Below are 24011 nucleotides of genomic sequence, written 5' to 3'. Positions count from 1 at the left end.
GTGAGATTGATGATTGCCACAATCATCACGATACATTTGTTTTTTGCCACTGTTTATCTTGTTATAAAAGAGCCTGAGATAGTTTTTAAAAACAAGAGAGTAATTCTCGATTATGCGAGAGTATCTTTGGCTGTTCTTGGTCTCTTAATAGCCTCTGGCATAGCTTCGTTAACAACTATAAAATCAGCGATGATGCCACAGATGAATATTGTGCCGTGGCAAATACTGATTATATTTTTTGGTTCAGCATATATATGCAGCTCACTAGACGCATCAGGTGTGTTAAAAGTTATTGCTTACAAGTTTACAAAAAGTGCAGGTACTGGCAAGAAGCTGTTTTTCAGCCTCGTTTTACTGGCTGGAGTAATGACAGTCTTCACATCTAATGACATAGTCACCTTAACTCTGACACCAATCATCGTGTATATCAGTCAGTATGCCGGTATAAATCCTTTACCGTACTTGATTTCTGTATTTTTCGCTTCTAATACCTGGAGCATGTTTTTCTACATAGGCAATCCTACAAACGTTATAGTAGCCCAAGCGTACTCTTTAAATTTTTCAAACTACGCAAAACTAATGTTTTTCCCAACACTTGCAGCAATCTTAACGTCGGTTATAGGATTTTATGCGAAGTACAAAAAAATATTATCTGATAAGATAAGTGTCCATTTTGAAGAAACAAAGGAAGTTATAAAGGACAAAAGGTACGCCTTCCTGTCTTCCGGCATATTTGTGATATTCTTTTTAGTTATTGCAACTGGGGACCTTTATGGTTTACAACTTTGGAAATCGATATTAATATTCTCAGGTATCTATATTTTATTAAACCTTTCATTTTCAGATGTCATGTCAGAACGCGATGAGGTAGTTGTTGAATTTAAGAATTTTGATTATAACTTGACGTTTGTTGTAGATACTATTAGAAGAGTTCCTTGGAAGATGCTACCAATGGTTGTCACCTTCTTTGTTTTCGTGCACATATTTACCACTTTTGGTGTCACGAGATACGTTGGAACTCTTTTTAATTTTCCAAACGAACTTATTGGCACAGTTGCAACAGCTTTCATAACAGCTTTTGCAGCGAACGTTATGGTTAATCAACCGATGACTATTTTCTTCGCTCAAGCACTTTATCAAAAGCCTCTCAATTATGCGATGAGTTTGGTGCTTGGCTCAAACATTGGTGGTAACATAACTCTGATAGGTGCCCTTGCAGGCGTTATGTGGTCAAGGATTTTGGCATACTATGGGATAGAGATGAATAACAAAAAGTTTATTAAAGAAACATTTTTCACAGCTTGTTTAACACTCCTCTCATCAAGTTTTGTAACGTACGTAATACATAGATTTTTATAAATCTAAAAAGGAGGCTGATTTGAAATGTACGATTATACCGAATTTGATAACGCCGTGGCTATCAAAATGACAGGTTCGTTGAATACTACTAACGCTGCACAGTTCAAAGACTGGGTTGTTAGAGAATTCATCACTTCTAGGAAACAAACGATTATCGTCTTCGATATGTCAGCTGTTGAGAATATAGACAGCTACGGCTTAGGTATAATCGTTGGAATTTACAAAAGATTGATAACTGAATCTCGATACTTAAAAATAGTATCACCGAACAAGAACATAAAAAGGCTTTTCGAATTGACAGGCCTGGACAGAATAATAAAAGTGTACGAACATTTAAGCGAAGCTCTATCAGATCAGTAAACTTTTTGGGAGGGAAAAGTGATGTACAACGCTCTTGTACTCGGGTTAGAGTATGTTCTTTCATCGCTTATCATACTATTGGCTCTAAGGTTCATGAAGAAGGAAGGAGCGTACGTTGCGCTTTCAACGCTCATCATAGCCTCCAACCTTGGTGTTGCTAAGCTCTTCAATCTATTTGGAATGGAAGTAACAGCTGCGAACATGAGCATGGGTATGGCTTTTGTTATATACTCGATAATCACAGAAGTTTACGGAAAAGAGGAAGGAAGAAAAGCTGTATGGGTTGGATTTTTCGCACAATTTGCCTTCGTTCTTTTGGGACTTGTTTACACAAGCTACTCACCATCATCGAACGATTTCGCCCAAAGCTATCTTTCGCAGGTATTTGCAGTAACACCAAGGATAGCGTTTGCAAGCTGGACGGCATTCATATTATCAGGTTACACAGCAGTATGGATACACCATGCACTTAAAGGAAGAACAAAGCTTTGGTTAAGGAATAATGCAGCCACAAAGATTGGCCAAATTTTAGATAACTTGATATTTGTAACGATTGCGTTCGTAGGATTGGTAGATTTAAGAACTTATTTCCAAATATTCCTTACAACAACGATAGTCGAATTTTTGCTTGACTATATCGACACATGGGTTGTTTATGTTGGCGTGAAATTTTTGAGAGATGATGAAGGAAATTTTGAGTTATTCAGTTCTAAAAACGCTTGAGTTAAGTCTTGAGTTAAGTAAAGCCCCATCATCGGGGCTTTATTTTTCGGAACTTATGATCCATAGACTTTCATTTGAAAAGTATAGTTTAATTTCTGAGTCTATATCAGGGATTGCATTTTCAATAGGATTTGATATTACGGATTTTATGACACTATTAGATACTTGTATTTCGCACTCAACTGCTGCTCCTACAAAGATAGATGAGAGAACTTTTCCTTTGATGCAGTTCGAATTATCGATACCCTGAGGTGAAAGTCTGAAAGCCTCGGGTCTAATTACAATCTTGACCTTCTGACCCTTTTTTGCTTGAAACATCTTGGAAATCGAGAAGAATTTATTATAGAAAATATCGCATCTTAATTCCAGTTTTTCATCCTTGTCGTCTTCAACAAAAGCGTCTATCAAATTCACTTTCCCAATGAAATCTGCAACAAATTCATTTCTTGGTCTTGCGTAAATTTCAAATGGATTCCCAACCTGCATTATTTTCCCATTGTTCATGACTACAACCAAATCTGACATGCTCATTGCTTCTATTTGGTCATGCGTAACGTACACAGCGGTTATGTTAAGTTCTTTTTGAATCCTTCTTATCTCAATCCTCATTGCTTCTCTGAGTTTGGCATCAAGGTTTGAAAGAGGCTCGTCCAGTAATAAAACACTCGGTTCCATTACAAGGCTTCTTGCTAACGCAACCCGCTGCTGCTGACCTCCTGAAAGTTGTTCCGGCCTTCGTCTTTCGAGTCCGATTAATCCTACTATATCCATTATCCATTTGACCTTTTGTTTGATTTCAGAACTTGTCATTTTCTTTATTCTCAGTCCGAAAGCTATATTCTCTTCGACTGTCATGTGAGGAAAAAGTGCGTAACTTTGAAATACCATAGAAATATTTCTCTTATTTGGTGGTTCGTTTGTTACATCCTTTCCGTCGAGAATTATCTTACCAGAACTTGGAATTTCAAAGCCCGCAATCATTCTCAGTGTGGTAGTTTTTCCGCATCCGGATGGACCAAGCAGTGTAACGAATTGCCCTTTTTCAACTGTTAAATTAAAATTCTCAACCGCTACCGTCTCAACTCCATAGTTCTTAAATACTTTTCTTACCTCTCTCAGTTCAAGACTCATTTTCTCAACTCCTTACCGATGAATAGTTGCTGATACTGACCTTATTCTTCAAGAAAACCTTTAATACGCCTATAAAGACCATTATTATTACTATGAGCAATAAAGAAAAAGCACAAGCTTCGGAAAGTCTACCCGATTCAGTTTGACTGAGAATCTGAACAGTAACAAGATTCCACCGACTTGAAACTAAGAATATAGCAGCGCTTATCGCAGTCATAGCACGAACAAAAGCAAACACGAGTGCTGAGAAGAAAGCAGGTGTTATAAGTGGTAAAGTGATTTTCGTAAACACTTGCCTGTTCGTTGCACGCAAAGTAAATGCAGCCTCTTCTATTGAAGGGTCAACCTGATTTAGCAAGGCTACTCCCGACTGAATCCCAACAGGCATATACCTAAATACAAAATTCAGTACTAAAATAGCCAACGTCCCTGTTAGAAGGAGTGGTGGACTATTAAAAGCAAGAATGTAACCTATTCCGATTACGGTGCCAGGAACAGCGAAACTAAGTAGTGATATAAATTCCATGACCCTTTTTCCAGGAAAAACTTTCCGAACGACCAAGAACGCAATAACCATACCAAGAATTGCAGAAATAGGGGTTGAAATAGCTGCTATTGTGAGGGTTCCTTTAATCGAATTCAGTCCTACGTCAAAAACGTATTTGAAATTCTCAAGTGTAAATTCGTTATTAGCTCCCCATGCTTTTGTGAATGCTCCCCAAAATATAACGCCATAGACAAGGAGTATGAATAGGACAATGAATGAGCATATACCAAAGAGTATCCACTTAACGGGCTCACTTACACTTTTAAGAACAGAAATCGTTGGTTTTCCAGTTACCGTGTAATACTTCTTCTTATCAACAAAGTACTTCTGCAATATGAAAGCCAGTAATGATGGAAGTAATAGCCAAACAGATAATGCAGCTCCACCTTTCAAGTCGTACATTCCAGTTATTTGAAGGTATGCTTGGACAGACAGAATAGGAAACTTACTTCCAGCCAGTATTAATGGATTACCAAAGTCAGCAAGTGATTCAATAAAAAGCACAAGCATAGTGCTTGCAATTCCAGGTGCCGACAAGGGAAGTATCACCTTATAGAATACTTGCCACCGGTTAGCTCCAAGGTTAAAAGCAGCATCTTCTAAAGTTGGGCTTATCGTAGAAAGTACCCCGTCCAAAGTTATGAAAGCAACTGGAAAGAAACATAGAACTTGTGCAACCATTAAGCCAGGTAATCCATAAATGTAAACATTTGTCATTCCAAGCAGTCTTGAAGTTATGAGCCCATTTGCTCCAAAAAGCATGATAAGTGAAAGTGCACCAACAAACGGTGGAAATATTATGGGCATTATAGCTATCGTTCTAAAAAAAGATTTGAATGGTATGTCTGTTCTATTAATTGTGTAAGCGAACAGATAACCAACCAATGTACCGAAAATAGCAGTAAGAGTTGCCACAAGAATACTATTTGTAAACCCTCGCCTGAAATAGTTGTTCTCTAAAACACTTTTATAGACATTTAGCGTAAATTTTCCATCGTCGTTGATGAGACTTATTTGAAAAATCTTATACAAAGGAAGCAATATAAAAACTATCAAGAGTCCAGAAATCAGAACTATTGTTATAAGCAAAGCAGGTTCATTTAAGAGTTTCAGTAGATGGGCTTTTATTTCACCTTTGGAATAACTCATCGTATTCACCTCACGACCAAGTCTTGAAGCACTAAAATTAACAGAAAAAGGGGCACACAGCCCCTTCTTCTAAAGAAAAGAGGTTTTAGTAAGGTAGAACCTCGTTAATCCACCTATTCACAATCCTTGTCTTGTTATCAGCTGCCCATTTAGGATCAACATGTATCAGTTTTATCGAAGAGAGTGGTGGCAAATTTCCAAAGTCAACATCTGTACGAATTGGATAAAAATATGTTTTTTGATTGATAATCTCTTGTTGTCCCTTTTTCGAAAGAATCCATTCAACAAGTTTCTGGGCTTCTTCAATATTCTTTGCACCCTTTATTATTGACATACAGGCAACTTCATATGGAACTCCTTCTTTTGGAAAGACGACTTTAACATTGTAACCCTGATCCATGAACTGGAAGAATGCAGGTGTGAATTGTATTCCAAAGACTGCTTCACCTATACCTACCGCTTTGGAAGGTGCTGTACCACTCTGAGTGTACGTCTGAACATTCTTAGCCATAAGCTTTAAGAATTTCATAGCAGCGTCTTCGCCTAAAATCTTTATCAGACCTGTAACAAAGCTATATCCTGTTCCTGATGATTGCGGGTTCGGGTACTGTATTGTCTTTTTATAAACAGTTTTGAGTAAGTCGTTCCAACTTTCTGGAAGAGGTAGTTTCATCTTTTCAAGCATGGTCATGTTCACGCCAATTCCAAGCGGATTCATATAAATTGGATAATAGAATCCTTCCTTATCATAGAACCTTGACGATATCTCTTTAGGCATAGTAATCTTGTATGGTTGGGTTAACCCTCTTTCCTTAGCTATGATATGGTTCTCCATAGGTGCGCCAAACCACACGTCTGCTTGTGGGTTCTGCTTTTCAGCTTCGATTCGCGCTAAAGCCGGACCTGAAGAGAGAAAAACAAAGTCAACATCTATACCGGTATCTTTTGTAAATGCAGTGAGTATCTTTCGAGCATTTGCTTCGTCAACACTTGAATAGACGACAAGTTTCTTTGAAAAAGCAAAACTACCAAGAAGAACAGTCAATATCATTAAAGCAAGCAATAACCTCTTCAACATTCTTTCACCTCCAGGTATTTTGGATATACATAGTCTAATACACAATCACTTATAAACGAAATCTCAAAATCATTCTCTTGAATACAAAAGAGTAAAAAATCTTTTTATTCCTTCTATTATCTCTTCCAATTCCGGATTTAAAGCTAATAATCTTACTAAACTCGTTTTTTACACGTTGAACAACTCTTTCTCCTTTTCCTCTACGAATTGTTGCATATATAGTCGGTAATAGTGCCCTCTCTTTTTCATAAGCTGTTCATGACTTCCGTCTTCTATTATTTCTCCGTTTTCTATGACCAAAATCCGGTCAGCACTCCGTATAGTTGACAATCTGTGAGCTATTACAAAACTCGTCCTTCCGTGTAAGATCTTATCGATAGATTCTTGGATTATATGTTCTGTGTGGGCATCTATTGAACTGGTTGCTTCATCCATAACTATGATTTTTGGATTTGCCAAGACTACTCTCGCTAAAGCTATTAACTGTCTCTGACCTACGGAGAGATTTGTTCCACCTTCTCCCACGAGTGTATTATAGCCGTCTTTCAGTTTGACAATGTAGTCGTGGACGTTCACAACCTTTGCTGCCTCAACAATTTCTTCAAGAGTACAACCGGGTTTTCCAACAGCTATGTTCTCTGCAATAGTTCCATTAAAAAGGTGTGGAACTTGGAGTACATATCCAATGTTCTTTCTGAGAGTTCGCAAATCAATTTCTGTGTAGTTAACCCCATCAAAATATATCTTGCCCTCTGTAGGTTCATAGAAGCGCCCAAGTAAGTTTACTATTGTTGACTTGCCAGAACCTGTCGGTCCAACAATTGCGATTCTCTCTCCCTTTTTAACTTTTAAATTAAAATTCTTGAGAACCATGTCACTTGTATTGTACTTGAAAGAAACATTCCTAAACTCCACGTTCCCCTCAAAGCCAAACTCAGCTAAGGCGTACTCTCTACTTGATTCACCTTCTGATTGCGCTCGCAATACTTCCATAACACGTTCGCCAGCAGCCTGTGAAGAGATAACATCAGCCATGACACGTGAAAGTTCGCGCAGCGGCTCAAAAAATTGGATAGAGTAAGAGATGAAAGCCGCCAAAGTCCCGTATGTGATACTTCCTTGCTCTAAGTTTTTGCTGCCATACACGAGAATTAGTGCCGTAACAATGCTACCTATTTGGACAATAATTGGTGTGTATATCGAAGATATTACCGAAGCTTTTATTGCCTCTTGCCTCATCTTTGAGGTTAGCTGTGAAAATTCTGCAATAGTCTTTTCTTCAACTGAAAGAATTTTTGTTGTTTTTGCTCCGAGAATTCCTTCGTTGAATTTTCCTGTAACTTCCGAATTGTACCTTCTAACTATTCGATAATGTCTCAAAATAAGCTTTTGGAAGTACAGACTCACAAAGAAAATCACAGGTATGCTGCCAACAACAAAAAGAGCCATTTTCCAGTTCAACCTAAAAAGGTAGAACGTGATAAATGTCATTGTAGATATACCCCAAACCGTATCAACCATTCCCCATGATAAAATTCCGGTAACTCTTTGCACGTCCGACATAATTCTGGCTATGAGCGGTCCTGTTCCGTTAGCATCAAAGAAGCTTAACGGGAGTTTTTGTAGCTTAGAGAATGCAGAATTCCTTATGTCTCGTGTCATTCCAGTCTCGATTTTTCCTGCAAGAACAATTAAGACATATGTATTTATCGATTGAATTGTTGTAAGCAAAGAAAATGCAGCTATGAATTTCCAGAACCCGTTGAAGCTCTTAGGTACAACGAAAGTGTCAATTGCAAACCTTGTAAGGTAAGGAAATGTAGCTTCAATTAGGCCAACTAATACCATGACTAATAGGAGAAGTAACACTTTTATCTTGTATTTTTTCAGAAACTCGAAAAAACCCTGCCAAAGCTTTACATCAATTCGTTCTTTCTTTCGGCTTATATTATCAAGTTTTTCTTCCATAACTATTGCACCACCTTACTTTTTCAGCTTCTGTACTCATCTTCGATCAACGACTGAATTTTCCAAACTTTCTTGTAAATCCCATCAATTTTTATCAACTCCTCGTGCTTGCCTATAGCCGTAACAATGCCATTTTCCAAAACGACTATCTTGTCTGCGTGTTTTATACTTGGAATTCTATGAGAGACTATGATAGTAGTTAGTCCCTTTGTTCGTTCTCTTAAAGCCAAACGTATCTTGTATTCAGTTTCGGTATCAACGGCGCTCATGGAATCATCAAATATCAACACAGGATATTCTCTAATTATGGTTCTTGCTATCGCCATCCTTTGTCTTTGGCCGCCTGAAAGTGTGACACCACGTTCACCTATGATTGTCTTATATTTGTTTGGAAAAGTCTCGATATCATCATGCAAAGATGCTGTAGTTGTTGCATACATAACTTCTTCCATATCTATCGTTTCTTTTGTTATTGCAACGTTTTCATCAACTTGCTTGGAAAACAGGAATGGCTCTTGTGAAACAAAGCCTATATTCTCTCTCAGCACCTTTCTTGGAATATTTCTTAACTCAATTCCGTCGATAAGTATCTCACCTTCATAGTTAGTATAGAGCTTCAGCAATAGATTAAGAAGAGTCGATTTTCCAGACCCAGTAGGACCAAATATCCCTACTGTTTCTCCAGCATCGATTTTGAAAGAAACACCGCGAAGCACTTCATTATCACCGTATTTAAACGATACATTCCTGAATTCTATTTCACCTCTGAATGTCCATTCCCTTATCTCTTCACTTTCTGAAACTTCATCCGATGTCTCGTCTTCATGTTTCAATATCTCCCCGACCCTGTTGAGAGACACATTCATCTTGCTTAAATTCGAAAGAATTCTTCCAAGCTGTCTTACTGGCCAAAGGAACATACCAACATAACTTGTAAATGCAATGAACGTGCCTAATGTAATCTTCCCAGAAATTGTAAAGAATATTCCAAAGATACTCACGAGCGCAATCTGAACGAGAGCTATAAAATCGCTCACTGCCCAGTATCTTGCAAACAAAACATACAGTTTATAGTCAAGCCTTTGAAAGTTCAGGTTCTTACTCTGAAACTTCTCTGTCTGCTCTCTTTCGAGGGTAAAAGCTTTTACAACCCGTATTCCCGTTATATTCTCTTGTACAACCGTCGTCATTTCCGCTTCAGCTTCATCTGCCATCTTAAAATACTTCTCTACCATTTTGAAAAACCAGTATGATACGCCAATCAATGCAGGAATCGTTACCACTGCGATTCCGGTTAGCACTTTGTCCATTCGAAGCATAGTATACATGACCATTATTATTAGAAAAATTGTTCTGCTGACTTCAACTAATTCATTTGCAAGGAAATTCCTGATTGTCTCTACATCAGAGGTGCACCTCTGAATGAGCTCCCCGGAACTGTATTTGCTGTGAAATTCTACAGGAACTTTGATTATCTTTTCAAACAGAGCGTTCTTTAGCCTCTCTGCAAACCCTTCCGCAGCTTTTGAAGAATACTTTCCTCTCAGGTAGCTTGAAAGTCCATTCAATAAAGTAAGCAGAACGATAAAGACGCCCACTATCCATATGTTTCGTGAAAGAAACTCATATCCAACAAGATTCACTAAACGTCTTACAAGTTGTGAATCGATTTCTTTTCTTCCTATCAAATTATCGAGTGTAAACCTTATAACAAGTGGTGTCAGAATTGATAGGAACGTAGCTAATGCAGTCGAAACTATGGCTACGAAGTAAGAAACTCGACTGCCTTTCATGAACTTATTTAACATCCTTAGGTTATCAATGTATCCTTTCTTTGATTTGCCGTATACTTTCTCCATCTCAATCCCCCCAAAATTTTGAAATCCTCAGAAGTCTCGAATGTGACTATGACTGCACTATTTGAAAACAAAAAACTCCACGGAACAACCCGTGGAGTATCTATTTTGGCCTCATAAATTGTACGGAGTTAGACAAGTTTGGAAAATCTAAAGGTCTGGGTTCTAACCTCCAACACAGGGTTGTCCTTTGAAAAAGGTCTTATTAACTTTAATTAATGCTTGCTTTGTCATCTTCATCGGACAACCCTCCTTTCATTTCGCTGTAATTTTCAGCAAAAGTTCGCTTTGCAAAGTTTTTACAGAAGTAGTTTAACATTTTCGGAGATTTTTGTCAATAGCGAAACAAAAAAACACTGTGATATAATCACTGTGAAAAATATATCAAAATAGGGGTGATTTGTGGTGGTGTATAGATTTTTATTTACCATTTCCTTTATTTTTATTGTTTTTGGCATTGCTGTCGGAGGGTTTAACATAATTGAAGAACTTATTCATATTATCAAATCACCTGATTATTTAATTACGGATTACTTTGAAATTGCAGGATTAGGAGGAGCTTTCTTAAACAGCGGATTTTTGATGCTTGCCTTTACATTTATCTTTAAGCTTCTCAAAATCAACCCAACGGGTGTTTCGGTTGCAGCAGTGATGACTATTGGTGGCTTCGCGTTATTTGGTAAGAATATCTTCAATGTATGGCCAATTGTTGCGGGAGTATTTCTTTATTCAATTGTTATTGGTGAAAATGTGAGAACTTACCTATACGTTTCGTACTTTGGAACAGCACTCGCACCTATAACAACGCATCTTGTTCTTGACAAAGGTTTTGATTATATCGGTTTGATAATCGTCTTGATAATTGGATTCTTCCTTCCACCACTCGGAAGCTTTGCTCTAACTTTGCACAGAGGATATAACCTCTACAACATTGGTTTCACTGCTGGTTTGTTAGGAATGTTTATCGGTGGAATATTGAGAGCGTATGATTTACATCCAGAACCTCGATTGATATGGCACACTGAAAATCAATTGTTGCTGTCTATCTTTGTATACACCTTCTTTTATCTCATTCTGTTGTATGGGCTAAAACTGAACGGCTGGACATTTGCGAAATACAAAAGCATATTCAAATATTCGGGAAAACTTCTAACAGACTTTGTGCTTTTGGAAAATGAGGCAATTGCGTTTATGAACGTTGGTATACTTGGTTTGATAGGTACGTCATACGTCTTGTTGGTTGGTGCACCGCTCAATGGACCAACCATCGGCGGAATAATGACGTTGGCTGGTTTCGGAGCGTTGGGAAAACATCCAAAGAATATTGCACCTGTCTTTCTTGGTGTTATGATAGGAGCACTAACAAATTCTCAACCTGTAAATAGTCCTATAATGGTCTTAGCTGTTCTGTTTGGAACCACATTGGCACCTATAGCAGGTGAATTCGGGTTTATTTGGGGAATAATCGCTGGATACCTCCACAGCGCACTTGTCTTGAACATTGGAAGCTTACATTTTGGAATGAACCTCTACAATAATGGTTTCTCAGGAGGTTTTGTGGCACTTTTCCTTTTACCATTAATAGAAGCTGTTAAAAATATAAAGAACAGAATCGTTGAGAAGTGGGGTGAAAGAAATGGAAATTGAAAAGCTTATCGTTTCAGTTATGAATGAGATGACTTATTATTTGTTAAAAAACGGTGCCCACCTTGTTTCATCGGAAATTGTAGTATCCGACAAGAATTTCTATGTAATGCTTGAAGCAAACATCAAAGCGACTGATGATGTAATACTGGAATTAAAAAAACTCTCAAAAATAAAAGACCACCCTGAGCTGAGATATTATTCGTCTCTTGCCACACAAGTTGGAAGTCTACAAGATATTTTCGCTATTGCGTCTTACATGAAGAAATTTGAAATAGAAGCAAAGGTGGACTCGATTACTTTAGAGATGTTTGTTGAACGGTAAGGAAGGTGAAGATGTGTTCTATTTGGAAAAAGAAAAGCACAGTTTGTCCTTGCTCAATCCTGCGATATTAGTTATAGACGTGCAGAATTACTTTTTTCAAAAAGATGCGCCTGCATATTTAAGGGGTTCTGAGCGCATTCTGAAAAATATTATACAGCTCTTAACAGAAGTTAAGTCCATTAAAAAGGACATCCCAGTCATCGGAACAATCCACAAAGGTTGGAACGATAATATGCACAGCTGGTGGGGGAACGTCGTTACGAATGAATGGGCAGTTCCTCTTGTGCCACAAGAACTGCTTGACAACCTTATTGAAAAAAGCACTTATGATGCATTCTACGACACAAATCTGAATGATTTGCTCAAATCAAAGAATGTTAATCAACTCATCATAACCGGTGTTATGACCCATCTTTGTTGCGAAACAACAGCCCGAAGCGGATTTGTCCGGGGTTACAAAATAGTGATGGTTGAAGACTGTCTTTGGGATAAAGACGAATGGTACCACTACGCCTCATTGAAAAACATAGCGCATGGATTCGGAGTGATTGCAAACAAAGACGAAATCTTACAAATTCTGAAAGCTATTGAATAATTCATGCTTTCGCTTTCTTTCTCAACGTCAGCAAAACTCCCAAAGCAACGGACAACAACGCAGCAACAAGAACTCTGTAAGTTGAAGGTAAGAGGAACGTGACTGTATGAGCAGGAATCCAGAAAAATGGTATAGTTTTTCCTAAAACAAAACTTACAAAGGTTTTCCAATCGATGTGTTCCAGTACGGTATTCAATTCGATTCTAAGCATATTTCTTATTTTTCCTTGACTCAAGTCAATGTAGGCATCTGTTATCCTGTGTAACGCCATAAACGTAGGGGCAAATATCAGATTCATAAGAACACTTGTGTAAAACGCTTGAAGAAACGTTCTTGTGTTTTCTGCATACGGAAGAAGATTTTTCTCAAGCAGTACTTTAGTCCCAGACCCGAACAGCTCAAATATAGCAACGAATACAACGCCCAAGAATCCCCAGACTACAAACCTATAGGGTAATCCGACAAGTATTTTGTATTTACCGGTTACTATTCTTGTTGATAATATTTCCCCAAAAGTTGCGAGAATACCAACTTTTAAGAAACCCAATATATATGGATGTGACGAATTTAGATGCAAATAAACTTCGCGCGTGCTCTTGTTGATAAGCAAATAACCAAGTAGTGCAAAGAACAAAACTGATAGAACGTCTCCAAATCTTATCCTTTTCATTCTCTTTTCCTCCCCTGTTAGAAAATTGCTATGATTCTTAATATTACTCCATTATCCCAACAACTGCTGCAAATCTCTTCTTAGTCTTTTCTTTTCTATAAGAATACAGATATTCTGTATGCTTGAAAGTATCTATATTTGAAAATTCCACATGTTTCACACCTACGGAGGAAAGTGTTATTTCCAAAGCTTTCCAGAGATCTACGTGCAATTTATCGTTCTTTTCTATTATTACTTCCTTACCAAATTTCATGAAAAATTCTGTAGCGACCTCGGGACCGACTTCAAAGCTATCTGGACCTATGGATGGTCCAACAGTGACAAAGATATCTTCTGGTCTACAGCCAAGCTCACTGTTCATTTTTAGAATGAGTTCTTTTGCTATTTCTTGCAGAGTTCCTCTCCAACCAGAATGTGCCACTCCTACAGCCTTTCTAACAGGGTCGTATGCCACAACTGGCATACAGTCAGCATAAGATGTCACCAAATACAAGTTTCTCTCGGTTGTTATAAGACCATCTATATCCTTCAGTTTTCTATTCCAGTATGGCTCTCCTATATCATTGCTCGTCACTATCTTAACATTTTTGCTGTGAACTTGGTGGGAGAAGACACATCTGTTTGTGCTTATGTTCAACTTCTTCGCGAGGAATTCGAAATGTCTGGTGAAGTCTTCACTTGAGACCGACATATTAAGTTCACCAAAGTTTTCTGAATCGGCATACTTATCGATTTTTCGCGTTGTGAAGAAATGTTTTAGTTCCGGAAACTGACTCATTAGTGGTGATTTGAGGATGTAAACACCATTCCAATCCTCCAATATATAGTTACCAAGGTATTTTTTCATTTCTTATCCCCCTCTATTATTCCATGTCAGGTTCACCATGATTATTGTTAATCGATTATACAACGAACTCATGAATTAATAAACCCTACAAGCTAACTCTCTGTTAATTGAAAGCCTTTTTCTATAAACTTTAGGGATATTGATTTCTAAACTTTTCTTTCTTATGCTCATTTTTCCTTCGTTATGCGTTTTCAATTTTGTTTTCTTAACATTAGAAACTCTTTCTTTACAATGATATACTGATAATGGATAAGTACATATTTGCGAGACCTTAGTCAAAGAAAGGGGGAATTGGTTTGAAAATCATATCGTTCGATGAAGCAGTTGAATATATAAAGCCTGGTTCTACAGTGATGATAGGTGGATTCTTAGGTGTTGGAACACCTGAAGGGATAATCGATAAAGTTGTCGAGAAGAAGATTGGAGAGTTGACCGTTATAGCAAACGACACGGCATTTGAAGACAGAGGCGTTGGCAAGCTCGTAAAGAATAAACTGTGCAAGAAGGTCATAGTCTCACACATCGGAACTAACCCAGAAACGCAACGACAGATGATCGCTGGAGAGTTGGAAGTAGAACTCGTACCACAGGGCACATTGGCTGAACGTGTGCGCGCTGGTGGTGCAGGTCTTGGTGGAATTCTGACTCCAACAGGTGTTGGAACTATTGTTGAGAATGGAAAGCAGGTCATAGAGATAGAGGGTAAGAAATATCTGCTCGAATTGCCGCTCAAAGCTGATGTTGCATTGATAAAGGCAAAGAAGTGCGATTATTATGGAAATCTCGTCTACAACCTTACCGCAACCAATTTCAACCCACTTATGGCACTCGCGGCAGAGATTGTTATCGTTGAAGTTGAAGAGATAGTCCCGGTAGGTTCGATTCCACCTGATGAGGTCAAAACACCAGGTGTACTTGTTGACTATGTCGTAGTATCGGGGGTGAAGTGATATGCCAGTAGATCCAAAAGAAAAGATTGCTAAGAGAGTTGCCATGGAACTTTCAGAAGGAGACCTTGTAAATTTAGGAATTGGTTTGCCAACGTTGGTGGCGAATTACATACCAAAGGGTGTACACGTCTTCTTCCAAAGTGAAAACGGAATAATCGGAATGGGTCCTGAACCGGAGAAAGGATTTGAGAATAAAGACTTGACGAATGCGGGTGCGGGGTTTATTACAGCACTCCCAGGAGCTATGACCTTTGACAGCGCATTTTCATTTGCAATTATCCGCGGTGGGCATTTGGACGTAACTGTGCTTGGTGGATTGCAGGTTGATGAGGAAGGACACCTCGCAAACTGGATGATTCCTGGTAAGATGATACCGGGTATGGGCGGTGCAATGGACCTTGTAACAGGTGCAAAGAAGGTAATAGTAGCGATGACCCATACGGCAAAGGGGGAACCGAAAATATTGAAAAAATGCACGCTTCCTCTCACATCAGTTAGGAGAGTTGACTTAATAGTGACAGAACTTGCCGTTATAAGACCAACAGACGAGGGACTTGTCTTGGAAGAAATTGCAGAAGAAACAACACTTGAAGAAGTTTTGAAACTCACAGAAGCAAGATTAATCGTATCGAAAGATCTTAAGAAATTCTAAAAAGAAATCCAAAATTAGGGGGCAATATGTATGGATTTGCCAAAAGCAATCATTAGGGTTCGAATGAGCCAAGCAGATGCTCATTATGGCGGAAATCTTGTAGACGGTGCGAAGATGCTCCAGCTCTTTGGAGATGTTGCTACTGAATTATTGATTAGATTCGATGGGGACGAGGGACTTTTCAGGGCATACGACAGTGTGGAATTCCTCGCACCAGTTTATGCGGGAGATTACATAGAAGCACGTGGTGAAATCATCGAAGTAGGTAGAACTTCGCGAAAGATGAAATTTGAAGCTTACAAAGTGATAAGGTCGAGACCTGACATAAACGATAGTGCAGCCGAGGTTTTGGAAGAACCAATTCTTGTGTGCAGAGCAAGTGGTACTTGCGTTGTTCCTAAAGATAAGCAAAGGTACAAACACGAAGAACAATAGTTTTAACTGTTCATATTGTGAGGTGAAAATTATGGAAAAGCTGATAATCACGGTTGCTGTTACCGGTGCTGAGGTAACAAAGCAGCAACAGCCAAATCTTCCGGTAACGCCCGATGAAATAGCACAGGAAGTATACAGATGCTGGCAAGCGGGTGCATCGATTGCACATATACACGCAAGAATGCCGGACGGCACGCCAACGCAATCTAAAGAAGTGTACGCTGAGATAAAGAAGAAAATACAGGAGAAGTGCGACATTATAATCCAATTCTCAACAGGCGGAGCAGTCTGGCACAAACCTGAAGAGAGAATACAGTGCCTCGATGCCTTGCCAGAAATGGCGACGTTATCTGCCGGTTCTTGTAACTTTGGTGACGACGTGTTTATGAACTCACCTTCTTTTATGGAATTGCTCGCCAAAAGAATGAAAGAGCTTGGAATAAGACCAGAGATTGAAGTCTTCGAACCGGGAATGATAGAAAATGCCTTGAGACTTGTAAAAAAAGGATTATTAGAATTACCTCTTCATTTTGACTTCGTTCTCGGAGTCCCTGGTGCGATGACTGGTAACATCGAAGATTTAGTGTTTTTGGTGCATAAACTACCTGCCGGGTGCACCTGGTCAGTCGCAGGAATAGGCAGATACGAACTTCCTTTAGCAGTACATTCAATACTTATGGGTGGACACGTTAGAGTTGGTTTTGAGGACAATATCTACTACAGAAAAGGCGAACTCGCTACAAGCAACGCACAGCTTGTTGAGAGAGTAGTGAGGATTGCAAAAGAAGTCGGAAGGGAAATTGCAACACCGCAGGAAGCAAGGAAAATTCTTGGAATTACCAAATGAATCGCCAAATGAGGAGGTAAAGACATGAAAAGCATAAAGGGATGCCCGTTTGGAACACACAGGGTTATAGAACCAAAAGGAACATTGCCACAAGCCGCTACGAAAATCGATAACACCATGGAAATTTATACTAATGAAATGCTCATCGATGTGAAAACCTTGAATGTAGATTCCGCAAGTTTCACACAAATCGAAGAATCTTGCCATGGGAACGTTGAATGCATAAAGGATACAATATTAAAGATCGTAGCTGATAGAGGAAAACTGCAGAACCCAGTAACAGGTTCTGGAGGAATGCTTATAGGCGTTATCGAAGAAATCGGACCAGATTTTCCAACGGACCTCAAAGTTGGAGACAAGATAGCAACACTTGTCTCGCTATCACTTACACCTCTGAAAATTGACAAAATCTTGAAAGTTAACGTTGAAACTGATCAGGTTGACATAGAAGGTAAAGCGATACTCTTTGAGAGTGGAATATACGCAAAACTACCCAATGATATACCAGAAAAGCTCGCATTGGCTGTCCTTGATGTCGCAGGTGCCCCTGCGCAGACGCAGAAACTTGTAAAGCCTGGAATGACGGTATGTATCATCGGTGGCGGTGGAAAATCTGGAGTTCTCTGCGCTTACGAGGCAATGAAAGCGGTTGGGAAAGATGGAAAAGTAATAGTCGTAGAATATTCACCTGAAAATGCTAAGCGCATAGAAGAACTAAAATTAGCTCATCACGTTATAATTGCCGATGCGACAAAACCAGTTGAAGTGTACCAAAAAGTGATGGAAGTGACAGGTGGAAGTTACTGCGATGTGGTGATAAACAACGTAAACGTTCCAGCCACAGAAATGTCCTCGATTTTAATTACAAAAGACGAGGGGACAGTCTACTTCTTCAGCATGGCAACTTCATTTACAAGGGCCGCACTCGGTGCTGAGGGTGTTGGCAAAGACGTGACGATGATTATTGGAAACGGATACACGAAGGGACATGCGGAAGTAGCCCTGAACATATTGAGAGAATCTAAAGAGATTAGAGAATTGTTTGAGAAACTGTATATTTGAGCGGTTGAGGAGGCTGAAGTATGGCAAGATACTTTAAAGACATTCCACTTTGGAAAAACGTGACAGAAGAAGAATGGAACGACTGGAAGTGGCAGATAAGAAACCGAATAATGGATGTTGACACGCTTAAGCAGGTTATAAACCTAACACCAGAAGAAGAGGAAGGCGTTAGGAACGCCTTAAAGACGCTTAGAATGGCTATCACACCGTACTATGCAAGCTTGATGGATCCAAATGATCCAAAATGTCCAATAAGAAGGCAGGCTGTTCCAACTGTCAAAGAACTTTTCACGTCCCAATGGGACATGATGGACCCGCTTCATGAAGATGAAGATTCACCTGTGCCTGGACTAACGCACAGATATCCAGACAGGGTACTCATGCTCGTTACCGACATGTGTTCAATGTACTGTAGGCACTGTACAAGAAGAAGATTCGCAGGTCAACACGACAGGTCAAGAACAAAGCAAGAAATTGATGCGATGATTGAATACGTAAGGGAAACACCGCAAGTAAGAGATGTCCTTATATCTGGCGGAGACGGACTACTTGTTGGTGTTGAAATGCTCGAGTATATACTCAAAGAATTGAGGAAGATAAAGCATGTTGAAGTAATCCGAATCGGTACAAGGACACCTGTTGTTTTGCCTCAGATGATTACACCAGAGTTGACTAATATGCTCAAGAAATATCATCCAATATGGATAAACACGCACTTCAATCATCCTAAGGAAGTTACTCCAGAATCAACGAGAGCGTGTGAAATGCTCGCAGATGCGGGTATACCTCTCGGTAATCAATCAGTTCTACTCAGAGGTATTAACGATAGCCCTTACATAATGATGGAACTCATGCACCAGCTTGTGAAAATACGTGTGAGACCTTACTACATTTACCAATGCGACCTTTCCATGGGCTTGAGCCATTTCAGAACTTCTGTTAAGAAAGGGCTTGAAATAATGGAAGCTCTCATTGGACACACATCTGGATTTGCTGTTCCATGGTTTGTTGTTGATGCACCAGCCGGCGGTGGAAAAATAAGGGTAATGCCGAACTACGTAATATCTATGTCTGACCACACAGTCATTCTTAGAAACTACGAAGGCGTAATTGTTGCTTATCATGAACCTGAAGACATAACAAGCGATGTTGATGATTCCGAATACAGGGAAAAGTACAAATTCTCTGGTGTTGCAAGCCTATTTACTGACAAGAAAATCAGCATAGAACCAGCTCATCTTGAAAGGCACGATAGAATCAAAGAGTGGAAAGAGAAAAAGATGAGAAGGGAATGAGAATATGGTTGACATTGAAAAACTCTACGTTGGACAAGTGTATGAAGTAAAGAAGATAGTCACAGACGAGATGGTAAAGCTCTTCGCAGAGGCAACAGGTGACAAGAACCCTGTACATCTGGATGAAGACTTCGCAAAGAACACGATATTCGGCGGAAGGATAGCTCATGGAATTCTTTCACTCGGAATCATATCATCTGTGCTTGGAACTGAATTCCCAGGTGCAGGCACGATATATCTAATGCAGAATGCCAAATTTAAGCGCCCAGTATACGTTGGTGAAGAAGTCACCGTAAAGCTCGTCGTGAAGGAGATAGATAAAGATAAGAGACGCGTTTTGATGGACACTCTTGTTGTAAAAGAAAACGGCGAATATGCAATCGAAGGTGAGGCGCTGGTCAAAGTTTGATGAATTTGCTTGATGGTGTAAGCACTCTTGTTGACAAAATTGTCAAAAATAAGGTAATTGCGATAATCGGTATAGAAAAGAACACCGGAAAAACAGAGACGTTGAATTACATAGTTAGTAAAATTAAGCATTTAAGAAAGGTAGCATTAACATCTATAGGCACGGATGGTGAAGAGAAAGATTTGGTCTACGGTACTCTTAAACCATCCGTGCATGTTGATTTGGATTTCGTATATACAACAACTGACGTATTCTTCAAACGAAAGAGAATCCTCTCGGAAATTCTTCACGTTTCAAAAGAACATACATCAACAGGACGATTGATAATCGCGCGGGCACTCGAACCGGGAAGAGTTATCCTATCAGGTCCTCCATCAACTGACTGGATGAAGAGAATTACTCGGCTTCTTAGTGCATATGCAGACATTGTGATTATCGACGGTGCGCTCTCTCGTTTCAGCCAAGCTTCACCGTTTATCGCAGAGGGTATTATCTTAGCTACCGGTGCTGCATATTCACTCAACAAGTCAGAAATTATTCGACATACAAGATATGTGTATTCTTTATGTATGTTGCCTGAAATAGAGGATAGCGAATATCAAATGCTCTCAAAAGCAGAGAATATAATGGTTTATAGCGGTGGCGAATGGAAAGATGCAAAGGTTCAGTCTGCGCTTCACTTGAGCAAATTAAGGGAAATGGATATAAAAAACATAGACAGAATCTATATCCCAGGTGCTCTTACCGACAATGTACTCAAGGTACTGCACGATAAAGAGATAATCATTCAGGATTTCACAAAGATATTCGTATCACATGAAACGTACACGAAATACAAACCGAGGATTAGAGTCTTCAAGAAAGCAAACATCATCGGAATCACAGTAAATCCATTTTCGCCAACAGGTTACATGCTCAACTCCGAAGAAATAATCACCGAACTTAAAAAATATATCGATATTCCAATAATTGATGTCAGGAAAGTGGAATAATACGATAATATCAATTTGAAAAAAGGTGGAAATGAAAAATGTCTACCATCATGCTTATACCTTCAAAAAGAGAAGATTTCGAAAGACTCACGGGTTCTGCATACATAAAAGAGCAAATTGCTCCTAAAACACCCATGGGGCATATTTATTTTAAACACCTCCAACCATTGAGTGCTGACAAGATTGATCAACATCTTGAGGACACGGAGGTGTTATTGAGCATATTGAAAAGTCCAGTTTTTTCTAAGTATATAGAAGAGATTGAGCATGACCTTGAATGCGTTATAGACATCTCGCATACGCTCAAAAGATTATCAGACGGCAATGTATTGGACGAAATAGAACTCTTTGAACTGAAAAACTTTCTAATTGTCTCCGAAAACCTGAGACGGAAAATAGAAGCGCTCTTTTCTAACGCATCGCAGAGCATACCACAAATCTTGTCAATTGAACAACGTTTCCATATTCCTGATCTCTCAAAACCGTTAGATATACTCGACCCAGAGGGGTTGCGGATTCCAACGTTTTATATATACGATGCTTACGACGAAAGGCTTAAAGAAATTAGACAGAAGAAGAGAACAATTCTGAAAGAAGAGCTTAATAAATTTGCGGATTCATCCGACAATCCTCAAATGCTCGAGCTAACTCAGAGAGAGCACGAACTTGAAGCTGAAGTATTAGAGAAAATCAGCATGAGTCTGAAAACCTATTCAAAAGCTTTAAGCGAAGCAATAGATAAAGTACAGTATCTCGATGTGATACTTGCAAAAGCACGCCTTGCAAACGATTTGAACCTTTCAAAGCCGAACCTGAGCGGCTATGATAATTGTGATAAGATAAAAATCACCGGAATGTTCAACCCGCAGTTGAGAAATGAGCTTGAAAAAAAAGGAAAAAATTATCAACCTGTTGATGTAACCATAGAAGAAGGCGTAACCTTGATTGTCGGTGCAAACATGTCAGGCAAGAGCGTAGTTTTAAGAACGGTAGCGTTGATAGAGTACATGGCTCTGCTCGGGTTTTTCGTCCCTGCGAAAAACTCGGTGCTACCCGTTGTAAGTGCAATAGCTCTGGTAACCGAAGATACACAAAAGCCGTTGAGCGGGCTATCTTCATTCGCTTCAGAAATTCTCATGATAGATGAAGCTTACAAAATCGCTAAGGAGAAACGGAAAGCTTTAATTCTCATAGACGAACCTGCCCGAACAACGAATCCATACGAAGGCTCAGCAATAGTGAATGCTATAGTAAAAGCCTTTGACAGCACAAATTGTTGGACGTTGATAGTCACGCATTTTGATGATATAAAATGTGAAAGGCGGTACAGAGTAAAAGGACTAAAGCCTGTTCAGAATACGAACTTGTTGCTGAAAGATATTCAAGATTTGATGGATTACTCTTTAATTCCGGACAATGGCACATCCGTTCCAAAGGAAGCATTGAGAGTGATGGAGATTTTGAATATTAGCGAAGATTTAGTATATGAAGCGAAAAATAACTTAAGAAAAAAATAAATAGACTGGAAAAATTAGCAAAAGATTGGAGGGGATACGTTATGGAAAGCAAACTCGGTATAGACCCGAAGAAGGTTGAGCGAGCACGTGAGCTTGCAAAAGATATCGCTGTTGATGTTACGAACTTTGTCCAGAAGTACTCAACAGTGAGTGTTGAGAGGACGATATGCCGCTTTTTTGGTATTGATGGCATAAATGACGAGGGAATACCTTTACCGAATGTTGTTGTTGATCACCTCAAAGAAAAAGGCGTGTTGCAAAATGGTGCAGCACTGTACATAGGGAATGCGATACTTGAAACTGGAATGACACCTCAACAAATTGCAGAGGCTGTTGCATCAGAAAAGCTTGATTTATCAAAACTTCCAGTGCACGACATTAACGATATACGCGGTGTCGTCGATGGACTTGCTGATAAAGCCATTAAAATAATCGACGAGAAAAAAGCGGAGCGCGAAAAGATGCTTAAAGAACTCGGCGACCCAGCACAACCATATGTATACGTTATCGTCGCAACTGGAAACATATACGAAGACGTTGTACAAGCACAAGCAGCTGCAAGGCAAGGTGCGGATATAATAGCAGTCATCAGGTCAACTGCTCAGAGCTTACTCGACTACGTACCTTACGGAGCAACAACTGAAGGTTTTGGTGGTACGTTTGCCACACAAGAAAACTTCAAAATTATGAGAAGAGCATTGGATGAAGTAGGAAGAGAAGTAAAAAGATACATCAGGCAGACCAACTACAGTTCAGGACTGTGCATGCCAGAAATTGCGGCACTTGGCGCGCTTGAAAGGCTCGATGTCATGCTCAACGATGCACTGTACGGGATACTATTCAGGGACATCAACATGATAAGGACGATGGTTGACCAATACTTCTCAAGGATAATTCTCGGATATGCGGGTATAATCATAAATACTGGAGAAGACAATTATCTCACGACGGCTGATGCATACGAACAAGGATACACGGTTATATCCTCACAACTCATAAACGAACAACTCGCATTGCTTGCAGGCATACCAGAAGAGCAGATGGGACTTGGACATGCTTTCGAAATGGATCCATCGCTTGAAAATGGTTTTCTCTACGAACTTGCTCAGGCACAGTTATCGAGAGAGCTCTTCCCCAAAGCACCGCTTAAATACATGCCGCCGACACGATTCATGACAGGAAACATATTTAGAGGCCTTGTCCAAGATGCTATGTTCAACGTCATCGGTATCTGGACCAAACAAGGAATCCAGCTTCTTGGAATGATGACAGAAGCCATACACACACCATTCCTGTCAGACAGGTATATAGCAATTGACACTGCGAAATACATATTCAACAACATGAAAAACTTAGGTGACGAAGTGATATTCAAACCCGGTGGGATAATTCAGAAACGAGCGCAGGAAGTTCTCGACCAAGCTATCGAGCTACTTGAGAAAATGCGTGAAGACGGGCTCTTCAAATCGCTTGAAAAAGGCGTGTTTGCGAACACAAAGAGACCGATGAAAGGTGGAAAAGGACTCGACGGTGTTTTCGAAAAAGGACAGTATTACTACAACCCGTTTGTTGAGAAGATGCTTAATAGAGGGAAATAAAA

23 protein-coding genes are annotated in these 24011 nt (G+C 39.4%); 16 read left to right on the top strand and 7 right to left on the bottom strand.

All coding sequences use genetic code 11. The features are described 5' to 3' along the window. Positions 1 to 9 precede the first annotated feature (9 nt). From IB67_RS05840 to IB67_RS05830, 3 genes are read left to right on the top strand one after another with little or no spacing between them, the layout of a single operon-like run. On the top strand, positions 10 to 1359 hold the full coding sequence (locus tag IB67_RS05840) for an ArsB/NhaD family transporter (protein WP_072759785.1): 1350 nt from the start codon (positions 10 to 12) through the stop codon (positions 1357 to 1359). Between the two features lie 24 nt (positions 1360 to 1383). Then, positions 1384 to 1719 carry an STAS domain-containing protein gene (locus IB67_RS05835; RefSeq protein WP_339747580.1) on the top strand — a complete coding sequence of 112 codons (336 nt, stop codon included), beginning with the start codon at positions 1384 to 1386 and terminating at the stop codon, positions 1717 to 1719. Positions 1720 to 1740: 21 nt separating this feature from the next. Continuing rightward, on the top strand, positions 1741 to 2442 hold the full coding sequence (locus IB67_RS05830; RefSeq protein WP_072759781.1) for a queuosine precursor transporter: 702 nt from the start codon (positions 1741 to 1743) through the stop codon (positions 2440 to 2442). 39 nt (positions 2443 to 2481) lie between these two features. On the opposite strand, the gene IB67_RS05825 is transcribed toward IB67_RS05830, so the two are convergent. The 5 genes from IB67_RS05825 to IB67_RS05805 all read right to left on the bottom strand — a co-directional run bounded on the left by IB67_RS05825 (position 2482) and on the right by IB67_RS05805 (position 10174). Further along, positions 2482 to 3573: an ABC transporter ATP-binding protein gene (locus IB67_RS05825; RefSeq protein WP_339747575.1), complete on the bottom strand. Its 1092-nt coding sequence runs from the start codon at positions 3571 to 3573 to the stop codon at positions 2482 to 2484. A gap of 4 nt (positions 3574 to 3577) precedes the next feature. Further along, complete coding sequence (locus tag IB67_RS05820; RefSeq protein WP_072759777.1) at positions 3578 to 5269, bottom strand: ABC transporter permease; 1692 nt, start codon at positions 5267 to 5269, stop codon at positions 3578 to 3580. Positions 5270 to 5354: 85 nt separating this feature from the next. After that, a complete protein-coding gene (locus tag IB67_RS05815) occupies positions 5355 to 6347 on the bottom strand; it encodes an ABC transporter substrate-binding protein (protein ID WP_218587316.1) in 993 nt (330 codons plus the stop codon). A 168-nt stretch (positions 6348 to 6515) separates the two neighbouring features. After that, positions 6516 to 8315, bottom strand: a complete 1800-nt coding sequence (locus tag IB67_RS05810; RefSeq protein WP_072759775.1) for an ABC transporter ATP-binding protein — start codon at positions 8313 to 8315, stop codon at positions 6516 to 6518. A gap of 23 nt (positions 8316 to 8338) precedes the next feature. Beyond that, complete coding sequence (locus IB67_RS05805; RefSeq protein WP_072759773.1) at positions 8339 to 10174, bottom strand: ABC transporter ATP-binding protein; 1836 nt, start codon at positions 10172 to 10174, stop codon at positions 8339 to 8341. A 402-nt stretch (positions 10175 to 10576) separates the two neighbouring features. Here IB67_RS05805 and IB67_RS05800 point away from each other — a divergent pair, with 402 nt between their 5' ends. The 3 genes from IB67_RS05800 to IB67_RS05790 are packed head-to-tail and all read left to right on the top strand — an operon-like array spanning position 10577 to position 12735. After that, complete coding sequence (locus IB67_RS05800; RefSeq protein WP_245789607.1) at positions 10577 to 11818, top strand: DUF1576 domain-containing protein; 1242 nt, start codon at positions 10577 to 10579, stop codon at positions 11816 to 11818. Continuing rightward, positions 11808 to 12140: a hypothetical protein gene (locus IB67_RS05795; RefSeq protein WP_498875181.1), complete on the top strand. Its 333-nt coding sequence runs from the start codon at positions 11808 to 11810 to the stop codon at positions 12138 to 12140. Before IB67_RS05800 ends, IB67_RS05795 begins: the two co-directional genes overlap by 11 nt. A gap of 13 nt (positions 12141 to 12153) precedes the next feature. Continuing rightward, on the top strand, positions 12154 to 12735 hold the full coding sequence (locus IB67_RS05790; RefSeq protein ID WP_072759888.1) for an isochorismatase family protein: 582 nt from the start codon (positions 12154 to 12156) through the stop codon (positions 12733 to 12735). 1 nt (position 12736) lies between these two features. Here IB67_RS05790 and IB67_RS05785 read toward each other — a convergent pair whose 3' ends face one another. Together IB67_RS05785 and pgeF are read right to left on the bottom strand one after the other, a co-directional pair. Continuing rightward, positions 12737 to 13405 (bottom strand): hypothetical protein, encoded by a 669-nt coding sequence (locus IB67_RS05785; RefSeq protein WP_245789605.1) that lies wholly within the window; start codon positions 13403 to 13405, stop codon positions 12737 to 12739. 43 nt (positions 13406 to 13448) lie between these two features. After that, on the bottom strand, positions 13449 to 14252 hold the full coding sequence (gene pgeF, locus IB67_RS05780) for a peptidoglycan editing factor PgeF (protein ID WP_072759768.1): 804 nt from the start codon (positions 14250 to 14252) through the stop codon (positions 13449 to 13451). 296 nt (positions 14253 to 14548) lie between these two features. Between pgeF and atoD the strand changes: the two genes are divergently transcribed. The 10 genes from atoD to kamD are packed head-to-tail and all read left to right on the top strand — an operon-like array spanning position 14549 to position 24009. Next, entirely contained in the window at positions 14549 to 15202 is a 654-nt protein-coding gene (gene atoD / locus IB67_RS05775) for an acetate CoA-transferase subunit alpha (RefSeq protein ID WP_072759766.1), read from the top strand. A 1-nt stretch (position 15203) separates the two neighbouring features. Next, positions 15204 to 15854, top strand: a complete 651-nt coding sequence (locus IB67_RS05770) for a 3-oxoacid CoA-transferase subunit B (protein ID WP_072759764.1) — start codon at positions 15204 to 15206, stop codon at positions 15852 to 15854. 30 nt (positions 15855 to 15884) lie between these two features. Then, a complete protein-coding gene (gene kal / locus IB67_RS05765; RefSeq protein WP_072759762.1) occupies positions 15885 to 16289 on the top strand; it encodes a 3-aminobutyryl-CoA ammonia lyase in 405 nt (134 codons plus the stop codon). 31 nt (positions 16290 to 16320) lie between these two features. Further along, a complete protein-coding gene (gene kce, locus IB67_RS05760) occupies positions 16321 to 17136 on the top strand; it encodes a 3-keto-5-aminohexanoate cleavage enzyme (protein WP_072759759.1) in 816 nt (271 codons plus the stop codon). 24 nt (positions 17137 to 17160) lie between these two features. Further along, the gene (gene kdd, locus IB67_RS05755; protein WP_498875180.1) at positions 17161 to 18198 is read left to right on the top strand and encodes an L-erythro-3,5-diaminohexanoate dehydrogenase; all 1038 of its coding nucleotides are present in this window, start codon (positions 17161 to 17163) and stop codon (positions 18196 to 18198) included. A 20-nt stretch (positions 18199 to 18218) separates the two neighbouring features. Continuing rightward, a complete protein-coding gene (gene kamA, locus IB67_RS05750; protein ID WP_072759754.1) occupies positions 18219 to 19493 on the top strand; it encodes a lysine 2,3-aminomutase in 1275 nt (424 codons plus the stop codon). A 4-nt stretch (positions 19494 to 19497) separates the two neighbouring features. Beyond that, positions 19498 to 19902 (top strand): MaoC family dehydratase, encoded by a 405-nt coding sequence (locus tag IB67_RS05745; protein ID WP_072759752.1) that lies wholly within the window; start codon positions 19498 to 19500, stop codon positions 19900 to 19902. Beyond that, positions 19902 to 20894 carry a lysine 5,6-aminomutase reactivase subunit KamB gene (kamB, locus tag IB67_RS05740; protein WP_072759750.1) on the top strand — a complete coding sequence of 331 codons (993 nt, stop codon included), beginning with the start codon at positions 19902 to 19904 and terminating at the stop codon, positions 20892 to 20894. Before IB67_RS05745 ends, kamB begins: the two co-directional genes overlap by 1 nt. A gap of 38 nt (positions 20895 to 20932) precedes the next feature. Continuing rightward, complete coding sequence (gene kamC, locus IB67_RS05735) at positions 20933 to 22411, top strand: lysine 5,6-aminomutase reactivase ATPase KamC (protein WP_498875179.1); 1479 nt, start codon at positions 20933 to 20935, stop codon at positions 22409 to 22411. 41 nt (positions 22412 to 22452) lie between these two features. Beyond that, positions 22453 to 24009, top strand: a complete 1557-nt coding sequence (gene kamD / locus IB67_RS05730) for a lysine 5,6-aminomutase subunit alpha (RefSeq protein ID WP_072759746.1) — start codon at positions 22453 to 22455, stop codon at positions 24007 to 24009. Positions 24010 to 24011 lie beyond the last annotated feature (2 nt).

It is taken from the genome of Fervidobacterium riparium (genome assembly GCF_025370035.1).
GTDB classification, from domain to species: domain Bacteria; phylum Thermotogota; class Thermotogae; order Thermotogales; family Fervidobacteriaceae; genus Fervidobacterium; species Fervidobacterium gondwanense.
Note: the sequence above shows the minus strand (reverse complement) of the source record. Positions and strands in the feature narration are given on the sequence as shown.